The organism is Mycobacterium sp. NGS67 (assembly GCF_059812185.1).
The window spans coordinates 77,076-95,595 of sequence record NZ_JCALCF010000014.1; the positions used below are offsets into that span (position 1 = coordinate 77,076).

The 18,520-nt window shown below is 68.5% G+C and carries 8 protein-coding genes; 5 read left to right on the forward strand and 3 right to left on the reverse strand.

All coding sequences use genetic code 11. The annotated features are described in order from the left end of the window. Position 1: 1 nt before the first annotated feature. Complete coding sequence (locus AC5Y4D_RS15355) at positions 2–1,564, reverse strand: ComEC/Rec2 family competence protein (protein WP_499945180.1); 1,563 nt, start codon at positions 1,562–1,564, stop codon at positions 2–4. A 17-nt stretch (positions 1,565–1,581) separates the two neighbouring features. Further along, positions 1,582–2,421 (reverse strand): ComEA family DNA-binding protein, encoded by an 840-nt coding sequence (locus AC5Y4D_RS15360; RefSeq protein WP_499945179.1) that lies wholly within the window; start codon positions 2,419–2,421, stop codon positions 1,582–1,584. 219 nt (positions 2,422–2,640) lie between these two features. Between AC5Y4D_RS15360 and AC5Y4D_RS15365 the strand changes: the two genes are divergently transcribed. From AC5Y4D_RS15365 to AC5Y4D_RS15380, 4 genes are all read left to right on the forward strand, one after another. Further along, positions 2,641–3,048 (forward strand): phage holin family protein, encoded by a 408-nt coding sequence (locus tag AC5Y4D_RS15365; protein ID WP_499945178.1) that lies wholly within the window; start codon positions 2,641–2,643, stop codon positions 3,046–3,048. Beyond that, positions 3,035–3,280 carry a DUF3618 domain-containing protein gene (locus AC5Y4D_RS15370; RefSeq protein ID WP_499945177.1) on the forward strand — a complete coding sequence of 82 codons (246 nt, stop codon included), beginning with the start codon at positions 3,035–3,037 and terminating at the stop codon, positions 3,278–3,280. Before AC5Y4D_RS15365 ends, AC5Y4D_RS15370 begins: the two co-directional genes overlap by 14 nt. A 122-nt stretch (positions 3,281–3,402) precedes the next feature. Next, positions 3,403–4,560, forward strand: coding sequence for an acyl-CoA dehydrogenase family protein (locus AC5Y4D_RS15375; protein ID WP_500037558.1), 1,158 nt, complete (start codon positions 3,403–3,405; stop codon positions 4,558–4,560). A 7-nt stretch (positions 4,561–4,567) separates the two neighbouring features. Next, the gene (locus AC5Y4D_RS15380) at positions 4,568–5,677 is read left to right on the forward strand and encodes an acyl-CoA dehydrogenase family protein (protein WP_499945175.1); all 1,110 of its coding nucleotides are present in this window, start codon (positions 4,568–4,570) and stop codon (positions 5,675–5,677) included. Positions 5,678–5,686: 9 nt separating this feature from the next. Here AC5Y4D_RS15380 and AC5Y4D_RS15385 read toward each other — a convergent pair whose 3' ends face one another. After that, entirely contained in the window at positions 5,687–16,714 is an 11,028-nt protein-coding gene (locus AC5Y4D_RS15385) for a type I polyketide synthase (protein ID WP_500037559.1), read from the reverse strand. A 377-nt stretch (positions 16,715–17,091) separates the two neighbouring features. On the opposite strand from AC5Y4D_RS15385, the gene AC5Y4D_RS15390 reads away from it, so the two are divergent. Then, a complete protein-coding gene (locus tag AC5Y4D_RS15390; RefSeq protein ID WP_499992106.1) occupies positions 17,092–18,513 on the forward strand; it encodes a condensation domain-containing protein in 1,422 nt (473 codons plus the stop codon). The last annotated feature ends 7 nt before the right edge of the window (positions 18,514–18,520 follow it).

The window sequence follows — 18,520 nt, forward strand, 5'->3', positions numbered from 1 at the left end:
CCTAACCATGGGGTTGGACCGCTCGAGACAGCCACCACGCCACCAGGCAAAAGGTGCCCGTTCCCACCGCCGAACCCGCGGCCAGGCGGAACCAGCGCCACCGCCACATCGCAGCCACCAGCACGCTGCTGCAACCGACCACGACCAGGCCGGCGACACCCGACGGCACCGGCACGCCGGCGCCCGGCACCCCGGCAGCCCAGTGCGCGACGCGCAGCACCCACCACACTTCCGGCCCGGTGAACCGGATCAGCAGCTGCGCTACGGCCGGCCAGCAGACGGCTGACACCGCTGCGGCTGTGCCGAGCACCGTGATCGGCGCGATCACCGGCGCCACCACCAGGTTGGCGACCACTGCGACCAGGCTGAACCGGCCGGAAATCGCCGCGACCAGCGGGGCGGTCACGACCTGAGCCGCCGCGGCGACGGCGAGGGCGTCGGCCAGCGGTTTCGGACAGCCTCGGCCCACCAGCCGCCGTGACCAGGCGGGCGCGACGACAACCAACGCGCCGGTCGCCACCACGGACAGGGAAAAGCCCAGGTCGACCGCCAGGTGCGGAGCCGCGGCCAGCAACACCAGCACCGAGGTCGCCAGCGCCGGCATGGCTTGTCGCCGCCGCGAGGACAGTATCGCTGCCAGCGCGATCGCGCCCATCACGGCGGCGCGCAACACACTGGCCGTCGGCTGCACCACGATCACGAATGCCACCAACGCCAGCCCGGACAGCGCCACGGCGGCCCGCGGCCCGATCAACCGTGCCGACAGCAGCACGGCCGCGCACACGATCGTGACGTTGGCTCCCGATACCGCGGTCAGGTGCGTCATGCCCGCCGCACGGAACTCGCCGCTGGTAGCCGCGCCGACCAGCGCGGTGTCACCGAGAACCAGGGCGGGCAACATGGCGGCCTCGTCAGCGGGCAACACCTGGTGCACGGCCGTGCCGAACCGATCGCGAACGAGTTGGGCGGCCCGCTGCACCGAGCCCGCACTCCCCATGGTCGGTTGCCCTGTCACGGTCAGCACCGCGACCGTCAGGTCATGGCGGGTGGGACGGGTGATGCGTGCGGTGAACCGCACCGGCCGACCGACCATCAGCTCGTCGAACTCGCCGCCGCCTTCCGGCACCCGCGCGAAAACCACCACGCGACCGGAGGATTCGTCGTCATGCAACCGTTGCAGGGTTGCCCGGAACATCAACCGGCTACGTCCCAGCGCCAGTGCGCTTTCGCTGGGCGTCACCGTCACCGGCGCGACGGTGCCGAACGCCGCGGTGATCGGGTGGTGCCCGACCGCGTCCGTGCGCAGCGCGATCGCCAGGCCGTATCCGGCTCCCACCACACCGACCGCCACCAGGCCGGCGCTGACCGCGGCCGTCCGTGCCCGCGGATCGCGCCGCATCCGCCACCACAGCAGGCCCCCACCGACCGCGAGCACAACACAGCATCCCGACAGCGACCGGCCGATCGGCCAGACGATCCCGGCGGCCGTCACCACCCACCCAGTCAGCGCCGCCGGGACCAGCCGCACGTCCAGCGGTGCCGGCGGGTCCGGAACCGTCCCCACCGCCGGTCGCCCCGCGGTCAGACACGTACCAGGGCGCGCAGTTTGTCCAACCGCGCCGGGCCGATGCCGTCGACCTCGGCGAGTTGGTCGACGGTGGTGAACCTGCCGTGGGTCTGGCGCCACGACAGGATCGCTGCGGCGGTGACCGGACCCACCCCGGGCAGCGCGTCCAGTTGCTCGACGGTTGCGCTGTTCAGGTCGAGCGCCTCCCGCGGCGCCTTCGGTTTGCCTGAGCTCGGCGGCACGCTTGAGGCGGGCGGCCCGGCGGGACTGCCGGTGCCGACGGAGCTGCCGAGCACCGCGGGTTTGCCCGACGGCGGCGCCAGCCCGACGACGATCTGTTCGCCGTCACCGAGCGGGCGGGCCATGTTCAGGCCGACGGTGTCCGCACCGTCGACCGCGCCCCCGGCGGCCTGCAGCGCGTCGGCGATGCGCGCGCCCGGTGCCAATGTGACCAAGCCCGGCTTGTGTACCAGTCCCACTACGCTGACCACCACCGGTCCGGCCGGCGGAGCGGTGCCAGCCGACGACCGTGCGGACGAAACCCGTTCTACCGGTGGCAGTTTCGCCGAAGTAACCGGCGACGGCCGATCGCTTACCAGGGTGAAGATCGTGATCAGCACCGCCAGCGCGGCGATCACCGCGAGCGCGATGGCACCGGACCGTCCCGGATCCGCCCGCACCCTGTCCAACCAGCCTCGACCCTTCGACGGGTCGGGAATCCACCGCGGCAACAGCGAGTTCGGGTCGTCCTGGTCGTCGTCTTCCACATCGGCTTCGGCATCGTCGTCTGGTTCGGGATCCGGATTGCCGGCCAGCCGTCGCTGCAGCCGCTCGGCGGGGAGTTCTGTTCGCATGTCGCGACCGTATGCGCGGCCACCGTCGTCCAGGCCGTGCCGCACCCGCCGGACGGCCCGCTTGTGGATCGATACGAAACTGTGGAAAAGCCCGTTGTCGAGCAGGTTTGGCGGCCCATCTCGCGGGTAGCCGGGTCGCCATGGGCCTGGTTTTGATTACCGCCGCCAGCGGGCTGATGTCCGCGCCGGTGGGCGACCAGTAGAACGGAGGATGCACCGATGAGCGTGAATGCGACGCCCGAGGATGCCTCGATCGGCGAGTTGCTGGCGCAGCTCTCCTCGCAGACATCACGCCTTGTCCGCGACGAAATGCGTTTGGCGCAGCGGGAACTCGTAGAGTCGGCCAAGCACGCCGGCGCCGGCGCCGGCCTGTTCGGCGCGGCGGGACTGCTGGGGTTTTTCGGTTTGGCCAGTGTGATCGCGTCCGCTATCGCGGGGCTGGCGTTGGTTGTGCCGACCTGGGCGGCGGCGCTGATCGTGGCCGCCGTGCTGTTCGCGATGGCCGGGGTGGCGGCGCTGGTCAGCAGACGCCAGGTCAAAGAAGCGACACCGGCGGCCCCGCAGACCGTCGCCAGCGTCAAGAAGGACATCCAGCAAGTGAAAGACGCCCGCCATGACCGGAGTTGAGCCCACCCCACCCGAACCGGGACCAGACGCCGACATCGTCGAATTGCGGGCCGACATCAACCAGACCCGCGCCCAGCTGGGCGACACCGTCGAGGCCTTGGCCGCCAAGGTCGACGTGCCGGAGCGGGCGAAGGAGAAGGTGGAAGCCGCCACGCCGACGATCGTGCTGGCGGCTTCGATAGCCGGCATCGCGCTGGTCGGCCTGCTCTGGTGGCGGCGCCGCCGCCGCTGACGCCGTGTTGGCTTCGACTGCGCACTACCCGGTTGAGGATTGCCGCCACGCAGCGCCTAACGTGCAGTGCAGGACTGCCGCGGCCCCCGTCCCGGCGGTCACCCGGACAAAGGAGGCTGCCAATGAAGCTGGCACTCACATCTGAGGAAGCCGCGTTCCGCGACGAACTTCGGACCTTCTTCACCACCCAGGTCCCCGCCGAGATCCGGGACCGGGTCCGGGAAGGCAAGTCGCTGACCCGCGAGCAGATCGTCGCCAATCACAAGCTGCTGCACGAAAACGAACTCGCGGTACCCAATTGGCCCGTCGAATGGGGCGGCAAAGACTGGACGCCGACCCAGTCGCAGATCTGGACCGACGAGATGCAACTCGCCAGCGTTCCGGAGCCGTTGAACTTCAACACCAAGATGGTCGGACCGATGATCGCCGAGTTCGGATCGGACGAGATCAAACAGCGTTTCCTGCCTCCGACCGCCAGCTTGGACATCTGGTGGTGCCAGGGCTTCTCCGAGCCCGAAGCCGGCTCGGACCTGGCTTCGCTGCGCACCACCGCGGTCCGCGACGGCGACAGCTACGTGGTCAACGGTCAGAAGACATGGACGACGTTGGGCCAGTACGCGGACTGGATCTTCTGCCTGGTCCGTACCGACCCGCAGGCGCCCAAGCGTCAGGCCGGTATCTCGTTCCTGCTCTTCGAGATGGACACACCGGGGGTGACTCTGCGTCCGATCAAGCTGATCGACGGCGGCGTCGAAGTCAACGAGGTGTTTTTCGACGAAGTTCGCGTACCCGCGAATCAGCTTGTCGGAGAAGAGAACCAGGGCTGGACGTATGCGAAGTTCCTGTTGGGCAACGAGCGCACCGGCATCGCCCAAGTGGGCCGGACCAAAGTGCGTCTGGCCGAAGTGAAGCGGCACGCCGCCAAGAACGGACTGCTCGACGACCCGCTGTTCGCCGCTCGGCTGGCCGAAGCCGAAAACGAGGTGCTGGCGCTGGAACTCACCCAGGCCCGGGTGGTTTCGGGTTCCTCGGGCGGTAAACCCAATCCGGCTTCCTCGGTGCTCAAGCTGCGCGGCAGCCAATTGCAGCAGATCTCCACCGAGCTGATGGTGGAAGTCGCCGGTGCCGACGCGCTACCGGTCGACGGGGACGGGATCGCGTCGCCGGACTGGGCGCAATCCAGTGCGCCGCACTACCTCAACTACCGCAAGACCTCGATCTACGGCGGCAGCAACGAAGTTCAGCGCAACATCATCGCGTCCACCATTCTCGGATTGTGAGGCAGTCATGGACTTTCAGTTGAGCGAAGAGCAGGTGCTGCTGCGCGACACCACCCGGGAGCTGCTGTCGCGCAGTTACGACACCGAGAGCCGCAACAAAGTGATCGACACCGAACTGGGCTGGAGCCGGGAAGTCTGGAGCCAATTGGCCGACACCGGGATCCTGGGTCTCGGCTTCGACCCGGACGAAGCCGGTCAGCTCGAGATCGCGGTGGTGCTCACCGAAATCGGACGCCGCCTGGCACCCGAACCCGTGCTGCATGCCGCGCTGGCACCCGGGGCGTTGATCGCCGAGTTGGGCAGCGACGCGCAGCAGGAACTGCTGGACGAGGTCGCCGGCGGCGAGCGCTTGCTGGCCTTCGCCCACCTCGAGCCCGGCCACCGCAGCCCGTCCGCCGAGATCACCACTCGCGCGGCGCGACAAGGTGATTCGTGGACGGTCAGTGGACGCAAGAACCCCGTCCTGGCCGGTGACTGCGCCCAGACTCTGGTGGTCAGCGCGGCATTGCCCGACGGCGGCACCGGCCTGTTCCTGGTCGACGCGGACACGGTCAAGCGCAAGTCCTATCCCACGTTCGACGGCCAGCGCGGCGCCCAGATCGACTTCGAGGAGGCCGCGGCCGAACCGTTGGGTGAGGATGCCGCTGATGTCTCCGGAGCCATCGGCAACGCCGTCATCCGGATCCAGTCGGCGTTGTGCGCCGAAGCGCTGGGCGCGATGGAGGAAGCGCTGCGATTGACCACCGACTACCTGAAGACCCGCAAGCAGTTCGGGGTCACCCTCAACAAATTCCAGGCACTGACCCAGCGTGCGGCCGACATGTACGTGTCACTGGAGTTAGCGCGCAGCATGAACCTGTACGCCGCGATGTCGATCGCGGACGGCAACTACGACCCGGTGATCGCCGCCCGCGCCAAGCTGCAGGTCGGTCGCTCCGGCCGGCACATCGGGCAGGAAGCGATCCAATTGCACGGCGGCATCGGGATGACCGCCGAATACCCGGTGGGGCACTACACGGCGCGACTCACCGCGATCGACAACACCTTGGGTTCCACCCAGGATCAGTTGCGCGTCCTGATCGACCGCATCGGCGAGTACGACCTGGCCAAGCTCTGACGCTGCGGCTCACTGCGGCTCCGCCGCGGGCGCGGCTTCCACCTCCGGTGCGGCAGCAGACTCGGCGGCACCGGATGCAGCGAGGAACTCCGGCAGCTGCTCGGCCAGGTATTCGGCCAGCGCCCTGATCGTCGGATAGTCGAATACCGCTGTGGCGCTGATGGTGAACGCGCCGCCGAACTGGCTGTACAACCGGTTGCGCAGTTCGACGGCCATCAGCGAGTCCGTGCCCAGGTCCAAAAACCGGCTGTTCGCGGACGGGGGTTGGGCGAGCCGAAGGAAGCCCTGCACTTCCCGTTGCAGATATTCGGTGAGGAAGTCGGCCCGCTGCGCCTCGGGTATGTCCTGCAACTGCCGCAGCAGCTCGCTGTCGCCGGGGGTGGCCGCGACAGCACTGGGCAGGACATGGTCGAGCAGCGGCGGGCGCGCACCACCGAGCATCTTGGCCGCCCGCTGCCAGTTCGCCTTGATCACCGTGGCCTGCCCGATCCCGTGACCGATGACCTCACTCAGCGCGTTCAGCGCGGCGGTGGGGTCCAGCGCGATCATGCCCTGGGCACCGAGATTGGCCCGCGCGGCCTGCGATGCGGCCATGCCGCCCTTGGCCCACGGGCCGAAGTTGACACCGGTCGCGGGCAGCCCCTGCGATTTGCGTTGCGCGACAAGGCCGTCGAGCAATGCGTTAGCTGTGGCGTAGTTGGCCTGACCCGGTGAACCCAGCACGCTGGACGCCGACGAGTACACGATGAAGAAGTCGAGATCGTCGTTCTCGGTCATCCGGTGCAGGTAGTGCGCGCCGAAAGCCTTGGGCGCCAACGTGGTGCGGAAACGCTCCATGGTCTGCTGCGGCAGCAGCGCGTCGTCGAGCACGCCCGCCAGGTGCGCCACCCCCGCCAGCGGCGGCAACTCGGCGCGGATCTGCTCCAGCAGCGCGGCCACCTGAGACTCGTCACCCACATCGGTGGCGAAGGTGTGGATCCGGCAGTGGAACCGCTCGGCGATGTCGGCGATCGTCCGGGCTGCGTCCGCATCGGGTGCGCGTCGGCTGGTCAACACGATGTCACCGGCCCCGAGTTGCGCCAGGTACGCGGCCGTGTGCAGGCCGAGCGCACCCAAGCCCCCGGTGATCAGGTAACTCCGATCACCGCGCGGAGCAAGCGAATTGGGCATCTGCACCACGATCTTGCCGATATGGCGCGCCTGCTGCATGCGGCGGAAGGCGGCCTTGGCCTCGGTCAGCGGATAGATCTCGGCCGGCACCGGTGCCCACTCGCCATTGCCCAATCCGTCCGAGACCTCGCAAAGCAGACGCTGGATGTGCGCCGGGTCGGCAACGATGGTCCCGTCCAGCGCCACGATCTCGTACTCGATGTCGGGACGCTCCGCCGCCATCTGCTCCGGCGTCCAGATGTCGCGCTTGGCGATCTCGGCGAACCGGCCGCCCTGGGCGGTCGCCCGCACGGTAGCCGCGACGAAACCCTCGTTGGTGAGGCTGTTGAGCACCACGTCGACGCCCGCGCCCTGGGTGTCGGCGAGGATCTGATCCGCGAAATCGGTGCTGCGCGAATCGTAGACGTGTTCCACACCCATTCGGCGCAGCGTCGCGCGCTTGTAGTTGCTGGCAGTGGCGAAGACGACGGCACCGCACTGCCGGGCCATTTGCACCGCGGCCAGCCCGACACCGCCGCTGGCGGCGTGGATCAGCACCCGGTCGCCGGCCCGCAGCTTGGCCCAGTCGAACGCGAGCCGCGCGGTGAGCGCCGCGGCGGGAATGGTCGCCGCGTCCACCGCGCTCATCCCTTTGGGCACCGGCGCCAGCAACTGGGCCGGCACGTTGACCCGGCTGGCGAACGCTCCCGGCATGAAGCCCATTACGCGTTGCCCGACTTCCAAACCGGTGACGTCGGAACCCAATTCGGCGACGATCCCGGACACGTCGCCACCGATCGGTCCCGGATCACCCGGGTAGAGCCCCAGCACGTTGAGCACGTCGCGGAAGTTCAGACCGGCTGCCTCCACCCGGATCTGGACTTCGTGCGCCTTGGGCGGGGACATCTGCGCCTCGGTGAGCCGGAGGTTGTCGATGGCACCCCGTTCGGTCGGCGCAAGGACGTAATCATCCGAACGCGGCAGCGCCAAGTGGCCGCTGCGTGCCCACGGCATCAACCGTGCCACCAGGTACTTCCCTTGTCGCAGTGCGAGTTCGGGTTCTTCACCGGGGTGGGCGAGCAGGCTGGTGAGCAGACGCACGGCATCCTCGGACCCGTCGTGGTCGACGAGTCGGCAACGCAGGATGGGCTGCTCGGCGATGATGGTGCGGCCCAGCCCCCACAGCGCCGCCTGGACCGGGTCGACCGGCTCGCCGGGCTCGGTTGCCACGCCTCGTTCGGTGACGATCCACAGTCCGCGTGGGAGTTTGACCGACTCGTTCGTCAACGGCGTGTGCACCGCGGCGAGCAGCGCGGCGATCTCGTCCTCCAACCGCGCGGCGAACTCGGCGCTGGACTCCGCCACGTCCGGTTGCGTGTCGCTGCGCCAGACGATTCCCGAGATCGGCGCGCCACTTTCTTCGGCCGCTGCGAACAGCCGCTGCCAATGCTCGGGATCGGTACTCCGGTCGGACACCAGGCAGCCCGGCAGGGCGGCGGCGAGCTTGTCGAAACCGGCCACCAGCAAGGTGGCGTTGTCGGCATCGGTCGCGTCGTCGGCCGGAGGTGGTACTTCGTGCCAGCCGACGGTGTACAGCAGCCGTGCGGCGTCACCGCCGAGGCCACGCAGCAACGCTTCCCGCGGGGCGCGTTTGACGGTGAATTCGCGGATCCCGCCCAGGTGACGGCCATCTCGGTCCAGGAAGTCGAGATCGAATACCTGTGTCTCGCTGTCCGTCCCCCCGGCCTGCCAGGTGGCGCGGCAATAGAACCGTCGTGGCATGCGTTCCCGCAAGACCACCCGCCCGTAGCGCAGCGGGAGGAACAGATCCGGCAGAGCCTGCGCATCCAGGGTCGCTGCCATCAGTGCGGGGAAGGCGGGAAAGGCGACACCGGTGCACAGGTCCAGCAGCACCGGGTGGATCGGTTCACTGCCGAGCTGTTCGGCCAGTTCTTCACCGACGACGACGTCGCCGATCGCCTCGCCGTCGCCGACCCACAGCGATTTCAGGGAGGTGGACCAGGTGGGTCCCCAGGCCAGTTCCATGTCGGCGAAGGTGTCGAACAGTTGTTGCGGACGGGTACGGCTCAACCGCTCGATGGCCACGTCCACCGTGTCCGCGGGATCGGTTGCGGGCTCCTCCTCGACACCGGTGACAACCGTTCCGTCGGCGTTCAACGACCATTCGGCTTCGCGCACTCCATACGGGCGGCTGTGCACCTTGAAGGTGTAGCCACCGCCGTCCTCCAGCGGATGCAACGTCAGCTGCACTTCGCGAGAGTGCTTGTCGGGCAGGATTATCGGCTCGTAGAAGAAGACATCCTGTACCCGCGCCGGGGGCCCGACCGCGGCCAGTGCCATCGCCGCGTAGGTGGCGCCGGGAACGACGACGGTGCCGTAGATGACGTGATCGGACAGCCACGGCTGCGACTTGACCGACAGCCGACTGGTGTAGATGACGTCACCGGACGCGAGATCTTTGGCGCTGCCGGCGATTCCGGAGGCAGCGGTACCCCCGACGTCGGTGCCCGCGATGGCCGAGGTTCTGGGCCAGAACCTACGACGCTGGAAGGCGTAGGTGGGCAGTTCGAGTCGGCGCCGCGGTACATGTTGCAGCGCAGCGAAATTCGGCCGATGGCCGGAGACGTAGGCCGCGGCCAGCGCCTCGGCCATCTGTCGACGGGCGTCGGCGCCTTTGCGCAGCGACACGATGGCCCGGGGGGTCGCCGACGACTCCGGCCAGACCTGCAGCGCGGCCGCGGTCAACACCGGCTGCGGGCCGATCTCCATCAACACCGAGCAACCCAGCCCGGCCGCGGTGCGCACACTCTCGGCAAACTGCACGGGCTGACGGGAATGGCGTCGCCAATACTGGGCATTGAGCGGGGTTTCCGCGGTCAGGACCGCACCGGTCCGGTTGCAGACCAGCGGCCGGGTCGGCACGGCGAACGTCAGACCGGCAGCGTAGGACTCGAATTCGCCCAGAACCGGCTCGAGCAACTCCGAATGGAAAGCGTGGCTGGTCTCCAACCAGGTGCAGCGAATTCCTTCGGCGCTGAATGCGGCGACGACCTGTTCCAGATCCTCGCCCGGGCCCGACAGCACGGTGTTGGGGCCGTTGTAGGCACCCACCGAAACCCGTGGGTACCTGTCGGCGACCTCCTCGACGTGTTCGGCCTCGGTGAATACCGCCACCATGCGGCCGCCCTCGGGCAGACTGCCGAACAGCCGGCCACGCTCGGCCATCAACCGGATGCCGTCTTCGATGCTGAAGACGTCGGCTACGCAGGCCGCGGCGTACTGGCCGACACTGTGCCCGAGCACCACGTCGGGCTCGACACCCCACGACTGCCACAGCCGCGCCAGACCCATCTCGACGGCGAAAAGCGCGGGCTGCGCAAAAGAGGTGTGCCGCAACGTTTTCCCGGCTTCTCCGCCGGTTTCCCGATCGGTGGCGAACAGCACCTGCAGCAGCGGACGCGGCAGCATCCCGTCGACCGCTTCCGCGCACCGGGTCAGGGTCTCGGCGAAAACGGGTTCGGCGTCGAACAACTCGCGCGCCATCCCCGGATACTGGCTGCCCTGGCCGGTGAACAGCCACGCCGTCGTCGGAGGGTCGGTGCACTCGCCGCGCACCACCCCCGGACGCAACCGGTTGTCCGCCAGGTCCAGCAAGGACTCCCGGGCACCCTGAACCGAGGCGTCTTTATCCAAGACCAGTGCGGCCCGGTGTTCGAAGTGCGAACGGCCGACCCCGGCGGTGAAGCACACGTCGTTGATGTCGACGTCTGGGTGGGCCGCCAGCCAGGACTCGTACCGCTGCGCCAATTCGATCAGCGCCTGCGGTGACCGCGCGGACAACGGCAACACGTTGCCCGGTTCCGGCTCGACCGCCGGATCCGGTTCGGCGACAACGTCGTCGGGGCGCTGTTCCGGTGACGGCGCCTCCTCGATCAGCACGTGGGCGTTGGTGCCGGTGAAGCCGAACGAACTGACTCCGGCCCGGCGCGGGCGGCCGTTGGCCTGCCACGGCAACGCCTCGTCGACCACGCGCACCGGCAGGCTGTCCCACGGAATGTGGGGCGACGGATTCTGGAAGTGCAGGTTCTGCGGCAGGGTTTCGTGCTGCAGCGACAACACGACCTTGACCAGCCCCGCGACCCCGGCGGCCGATTCGAGGTGCCCGATGTTGGTCTTCGCCGACCCCATCAGCAGCGGGCGGTTCGGATCCCGGCCCGCCCCGTAGACGGCCGCGGCGGCCTGCACCTCGATCGGGTCGCCCAGCGCGGTCCCCGTTCCGTGCGCCTCCAGGTAGTCGACGTCGCCGCCACCGAGACCGGCACGCGCCAGGGCGGCGGTGATAAGCCGTTGCTGCGCACCGCCGTTGGGCACCGTCAAGCCGCTGGACGCGCCGTCCTGGTTGACCGCGGTACCGCGGATGACCGCGGCGATCCGATCGCCGTCCCGCACCGCGTCACTGAGCCGCTTGAGCACCAGGATGCCGCAGCCTTCGCTGCGCACATAGCCGTCGGCCGCGGCATCGAAGGTCTTGCACCGGCCGTCCGGGGAAAGCATCCTGGCCCGCGATGCGGCCACGATGGACGCCGGACTCAGCAAGACATTGACCCCGCCGGCCAGCGCCAGATCGCAGTCACCGGAATGCAGAGCCTGGCAAGCCTGATGCACGGCCACCAGCGACGAACTGCACGCGGTGTCCACGGCGACCGCGGGTCCTTCCAGGCCGAGCGCGAACGCGACCCGACCCGCGATCGCGTTGAGCGCGTTGCCGGTGATGAAGTGGGCCTCGATCGTCTCGACGGTGTCGCTGGAAAGCAGATGCGAGTATTCGTTGGCCGCGACCCCGACGAAGATGCCGCTCCGGCTGCCGCGCAACGCCGCCGGCGAATACCCGGCCCGTTCCAGGCCTTCCCAGGCGATTTCCAGCATCAGCCGCTGCTGCGGATCCATCCACACCGCCTCACGCGGGGAGATGCCGAAGAATTCCGGGTCGAATCCGTCGATCGCGTCGAGATATCCGCCCGAACGGGTGTAGATCTTGCCCGGGGTCTCCTGATCCGGGTCGTAGTACTCGTCGATGTCGAAGCGGTCGTCGGGGATCTCGCGGATCGCGTCGACGCCGCCGGACAGCAGGTCCCAGTAGGCATCGGGGTCGGGCGCACCGGGGAAACGGCACGCCACCGCGACAACGGCGATCGGCTCGTCCGACGCATTCGCAGCCCGAGCCGACGAAGCCGGCGGGGCCGCGGATCCGGACGGCGCGGAGGCCGGTGCACTGAGACCCAGGACCTGGTCGAGCAGATAATCGGCCACGTCGGTGATCCGGGGATAGTCCATCGCCAAGGTCGCCGGCAGCTCTTTACCGACGGCCTGCTCGAGCTTGCGCCGCAGCTCGACGGCCATCAACGAATCCATCCCGAGATCGAAAAGACCGGCGTCCTCACGGATTTCGGCGCCGTCGGTGTGGGTCACCTCCGCGACGGTGTCGCGCAGATGCTGCAGGACGATCCTCTTCCGCTGCTGCACCGGGGCCACGGTGAGTTGTTCGACCAGGCGGGTGGTTCCCGAGGAGGTCGGTGCCGATACCTGATCGGGCACCTCACGTTCCACCTCGGCCAGGAACGCCCGTTTGCCGGCCTGCTGGTAGAGCGGCAGGAAGCGCGCCCAGTCGATGCGCGCGACAACGCCCTGCGGCGCCGCGGCGGCCATGAATTCGGCCATCCCGGCCAGCGCGTCAGCGGGCTGCAACGTCTTGACTCCGCGCTGATCCAGCCGCGCGCGGGCGTCCTCGTCGGCCATCCCCGCCATCCACGGACCGAAGTTGACACTGACCCCGGGCACACCCTGCTCACGCAGCCGCCAGGACAGGCCGTCCAGGAATGCGTTGGCCGCGCTGTAGGCGGTTTGGCCGAAGCTGCCCCACACCGAGGCGATCGAGGAGGTGCTGAGGAAGAAGTCCAACCGAAGGTCAGTGGTGACCTCGCTCAAATTCCAAGCGCCCCAGACCTTTCCGGCGAACACCCGGTCGACTTCGGAGTCGTCCAGGGCGCGCAGCGGGGTGGTGCCCATCTCGCCGGCGGCATGGACGATACCGGCCAGCGGCGGCAGCTCGGCCTGTAGCGTGGCCACCAGACGGGCCACGTCGTGCGGATTGCCGACGTCTGCCGTGACGATCCGGGATTCGCAGCCGAACTGTTCGCGCATCGCTTCGATGCGTGACTGCGCCGCCTCGCCGGGTGCGCGTCGACTGGTCAGCACCAGTTGGCGGGCACCGTGCGCCGCGAGATACCCGGCGATCTCCAGACCGACCGATCCCAGCCCTCCGGTCACCAGATACGTTGCGTCAGCCCGCAGTTCGAGCGGTGTCGCGACCGGCAACCCGGCGCGGCGGGTCAACCGCGGCACATAGATCGCCTGATTCCGCAGCGCCAGTTGGTCTTCCGCGCCGGGTACGGCCATGTAGTCGACCAACCGAGTCCAGTCGTCGACCCCGTCGTCGGGCAGATCGGCGAGTCCGCCCCAGATCTGCGGATGTTCCAGGGAGGCGGCCCGACCGAACCCCCACAGACAGCTCTGCACCGGCGACACGGTGTCGGCGTCGGTGACCCGCTGCGCACCCTGCGTCAACAACCAGATCGGGGTGCGCAGTTCGGCGGCGGCCGCGGCGCGGAACAGGCGCCGGGTTCCGCTGAGCACTCGATGTTGCATCCGCAACAGCGGCCGGGTCGACGGGACCCGGTCCGAGTCGAGCGCGGCCAGATGCAGGATCCGCAGCGACGGCTCTTCTGCTGCCGCAGCGCGCAACGCCGCTTCGGCCACCTGCTCGTCACCGTCCGAGAGCGGCAGAGCGAGAATCCGGTGGCGGTGCCCGCGCCCGGTCAGGGCTGCCACGAGGGGCTCGATGACGTCGGACTCACCACCGACCAGCAGCCAGCACGAGTCCTCACCGGCTTGCGCGGCCGCGGCCTTCTCCCACCGGATCTCATAGCGGGCGTCGGCGATGGACTGCGCACTCCGTTGCCGGTTATGTTGCGCCGCAAGCTTGTTCAACACTTCGGCGGTCTGCTGGTTGCCGCCGGCGCCATCCAGCAGGGCGGCGAGTTCCTCGATCTTGCCGTCCTCGAGAAGCCGGACGGCCTCGGTGCGCGCGGCGTCCACCTGGCGGGGCGACGCGGCGGCGGCCACCCTTTTGTCCCGGAACCAGTACTCGCGGTGCTGGAACGGGTAGGTGGGCAGGTCCAGTTTGCGCGCCGGACGTTGCGCCAGAGCGGCGAAGTCGGGTAGGTGGCCTGCGGTGTAGGCGGTGGCGAGGGCTTCGGCGAGCTGGCGGTGGTCGTTGCCGTTGCGCCGCATCGACGCGATGGCCCGTGGCGCGGTGGCCGGGTCCGGCCAGGCCCGCAGGGCCGCGGCGGTGAGCACCGGCTGCGGGCCCACCTCCAACAGCAGGGCGCAGCCCAGGTCCGCCAGCGTGCTCACGCTCTTGGCGAATTCGACGGGCTGACGGGCGTGCCTGCGCCAGTAGGCCCCGTCGAGTCGCACGCTCCTGCCCAATGCGGCGCCGGTCCGGTTGCACACCAGAATGCGTTGCGGCGCACTGTATTCGAAGCGACCCGCGAACGCCTCGAACTCGTCGAGGACCGGATCCAACAGCGCCGAGTGGAAGGCGTGGCTGGTATCGAGCCAATCGCACCGGACACCGTCGGCTGTCAACCTGGCCACCGCCTGGTCGAGATCCTCCGCGGGTCCCGACAGCACGGTATTCGCTCCGTTGTAGGCGGCCACGGACAGACGCGGGAACTCGTCGGTGAGGCTTTCCACCCGCTCAGCCGCGGCGAAGACCGCCGCCATCCGACCGCCCGCCGGCAGGCTGCCGAAGAGTCGGCCACGTTCGGCGAGCAGCAACGCGCCGTCCTCGAGACTGAAGACGCCGGCGACGCAGGCCGCCGAGTACTGGCCGACGCTGTGGCCCAGCACCACGTCGGGTTCGAAACCCCACGACTGCCACAACCGGGCCAGGCCCATCTCCACCGCGAACAGGGCGGGCTGGGCGTAATTGGTCTGGCGCAGGGTGGATTCGTCGTCGACGTCGAATATCACGTCCAGCAAAGGCTTTTCGAGTACGTCGTCGACCACGGCCGCGCACCGGGTCATCGTCTCGGCGAACACCGGTTCGGTCTCGAACAACTCGCGGGCCATCCCGGCGAATTGGCTGCCCTGACCCGGGAACACCCAGGCCGTCTTGGGTGCGTCGGCGCACACACCGCGCACCAGCCCCGGGGCCGGGCGGTCGTCGGCGAGGGCGCCGAGCAGCTCTCCGGCGGACTCCTTCGAATTCACCACCAACGCGGCCCGGTGTTCGAAATGAGTTCGCCCCGCCCCGGCGGTGAAGCACACGTCCGACAGGGCGGCTCCGGGATGCTTGGCCAACCAGGTGCGGTACTGATCGGCGATCTGGATCAGCGCGGCCGGGCTGCGTGCCGACAACGGAAGCACGTCGAACCGGCGGTGTTCGGGCTGCTCGACCGACTCGGGCGCCGCAACCGGGGCCGGGGCCGGGGCCTCCTCGAGGATGACGTGCGCGTTGGTTCCGGAGAACCCGAACGAACTGACTCCGGCGATCCGGGACGTACCGTTGCGTTCCCACGGGATGGTCTCTCGTACCACCCGCACCGCCAGCCGGTCCCACGGGATGTGCGGCGACGGGTTCCGGAAGTTGCAGTGCTTGGGCAGTTCCCCGTGCTCGAGGGCCAGGATGACCTTGACCAGGCCGGCTACTCCCGCCGCGGCTTCGAGGTGACCGATGTTCGTCTTCGCCGATCCGATCAGCAGCGGCCGGTCGGCCTCGCGTCCGTCGCCGAACACCGCGCCCGCGGCTTGGACCTCGATCGGGTCACCCAGCGATGTCCCGGTTCCGTGCGCCTCCAGGTATCCGACGTCGCGCGGTGCCACCCCGGCGCGCTGCAGCGCCTCGCTGATGCAGCGCTGCTGGGCGACACCGTTGGGCACCGTCAACCCGCCCGAGGCGCCATCCTGGTTCACCGCGCTGCCCCGGATCACCGCGCGGATCCGGTCACCGTCGCGGATCGCGTCGGCCAACCGTTTCACGACGACGACACCGCAGCCTTCGCCGCGTACGTACCCGTCGGCGGCCGCGTCGAAGGTCTTGCACCGGCCGTCCGGAGCCAGCATGTGCGCCTGCGAGAACGTGATCATGGTCGCCGGACTGATCAGCACGTTGGCGCCGCCGGCGAGCGCGAGATCGCACTCCCCCAGCCGCAACGCCTGGCAAGCCTGGTGGACCGCGACCAACGACGAACTGCACGCGGTGTCCACGGTGACGGCCGGGCCCTGCAGCCCCAGCCGATAACTGATCCGTCCCGCGCCGGCGGCACCCGCTGTCCCGATGGCCATGTAGGCCTCGATCTCCGGGTAGTCCAACTCGGCGGAGGCCATCCCCAGGTAGTCGTGGGTGGACAGACCCACGAACACACCGGTCTTGGTGTTGGCCAACGACATTGGGGCGGTGCCCGAATGCTCCACGGCGCGCCAGGCCGTCTCCAGCAGCAGTCGGTGCTGGGGGTCCATCAGCCGGACTTCGCGGGCGGACAGCCCGAAGAACGGCGCGTCGAACCCGGCTACGTCGTCGATGAACCCGGCCCGGCGGGTCGCCATCTTGCCCGGCGCGTCAGGATCGGAATCGAAGAATTCCTCGACACTCCAGCGGTCCGGCGGCACCTCGGAGATCGCGTCCCGCCCCTGTCGCAACACGTCCCAGAACTCGTCCGCATCGGCAGCGCCGGGAACGCGAATCGCGTAACCGACTATCGCGAAACCCGAGGCAGGCTCGACCGGGTTCTCGACGGTTGCCATGCATGTGTCCTCTCTGCCTGGAGTGCGATCGCTCCGAGCGCCCTGGGCTGGCCTCTCGGCGCCGGGCTTCGTAGCCACGAACGGTTCGTAGCCGAGTGCATCACCGCCGCTTGGTTGCGCGGCAGGATTACTCCCAACGGCAAGTATTACAACGAAGGACGCTGTACCGGGTCGGCATCACGCGATTGGCACCCGCAGCAGTGCCGATTCATATCCACGTCATACCGGTTGACACTTTAGCCGTCCCCGCGAGCCGGCTCCGGGCCACTCGCGATCGGTCGCGTGACCGCGCATTTCGCCGGCGGCGCACGGCCAAGGGTTATCTTGATGTCGCTACCGGCGGGCCTGTCTAAGCGGTCCCAACCAAGGAGAATTCATTGCGTATCGGGAAGATCACGATCGGCTCAATCAACGATTGGGCGGTGCGCCCCGGCGTAGTCACCACCTGGCACCCGACCGCGGAGGCGCGCGAGAAGGCGCGTCAGGCGCCGGTCAGCCCGGTGCCGGTCAGTTACATGCAGGCGCAGCATCTTCGTGGGTGTTATGAACGTCCCGCCGCCGGGCTCGACTACTCGCGCCAGATCATCGCCACGTGCGAGGTCCCGGGCGAATGCGACATCAGCGTCATGGACCGTGCGCTCAACGCCTATCTGCGCCGGCACGACACCTACCGGAGCTGGTTCGAATACCACTCGGACGGCGACATCGTCAGGCGCACCATCAGCGATCCCGCCGACATCGAATTCATGCCGGTGGACCACGGCGAGATGACCGTCTCGCAGATTCACGACCACGTGGTGGCCACGCCGAATGCGTTCGAATGGGGTTGCTTCACGTTTGGCATCGTGCAGAGCGAAAACCACTTCACCTTCTACGCCTGCATCGACCACGTCCACGGCGACGCGACGCTGATCGGGATCACCATGCTCGAGTCGCACGGCATGTACACCACGTTGACGACAAGCGGGCAGACCCTCGCCTTGCCCGAGGCCGGCAGCTACGACGACTTCTGCGTGCGGGAGCGCGAGTACACCTCGACGTTGACCGTCGATGCACCGCAGGTCCAGGCCTGGATCGACTTCGCCGAGAACAACAACGGCAGCCTCCCCGACTTCCCGCTGCCGCTGGGTGACCCGTCGACGCCGTGCACCAGCGATATGGTCACCGAGATCCTGATGAACCCCGAGCAGACGGTCCGGTTCGAGTCGGCCTGCACCGCCGCCGGCGCCCGCTTCGTCGGTGGCCTGTTCGCCTGCATCGCGCTGGTGGAACACGAGTTCACCGGTGCGGCCACCTATTACGGACTCACCCCGCGCGACTCCCGCACCGGTGCGGACAATTTCATGACTCAGGGATGGTTCACCGGGTTGGTGCCCATCACCGTGCCGATCGCGGCGACATCGTTCGGCGACGCGGCGTGGGCAGCACAAGCATCCTTCGATTCCGGCCTGGACATGGCACGGGTGCCCTATTACCGCGCCCTGGAATTGGCCCCTTGGCTGAGTTGGCCCCGCCCTAACTTCCCCGTGACGAATTTCCTGCACGCCGACGCCGCGCCGCTCAACGCCGTCCTCGCCGCGGCCGACATGGGATATGCGGACAGCATCGGCATCTACGGCGACGGCAGGTATTCCTACCAGCTCACCATCTACGTCTTCAAATACGGGGAGGGCACCGCGATGGCGGTGATGTACCCGGACAATCCGGTCGCCCAGAAATCCGTAGCCCGCTACATGGAGGCGATGCGAGCCGTGTGCGCGCAGGTCGCCGACAGCGGACACTGGGGACGCGTTGCATAGGAGGACG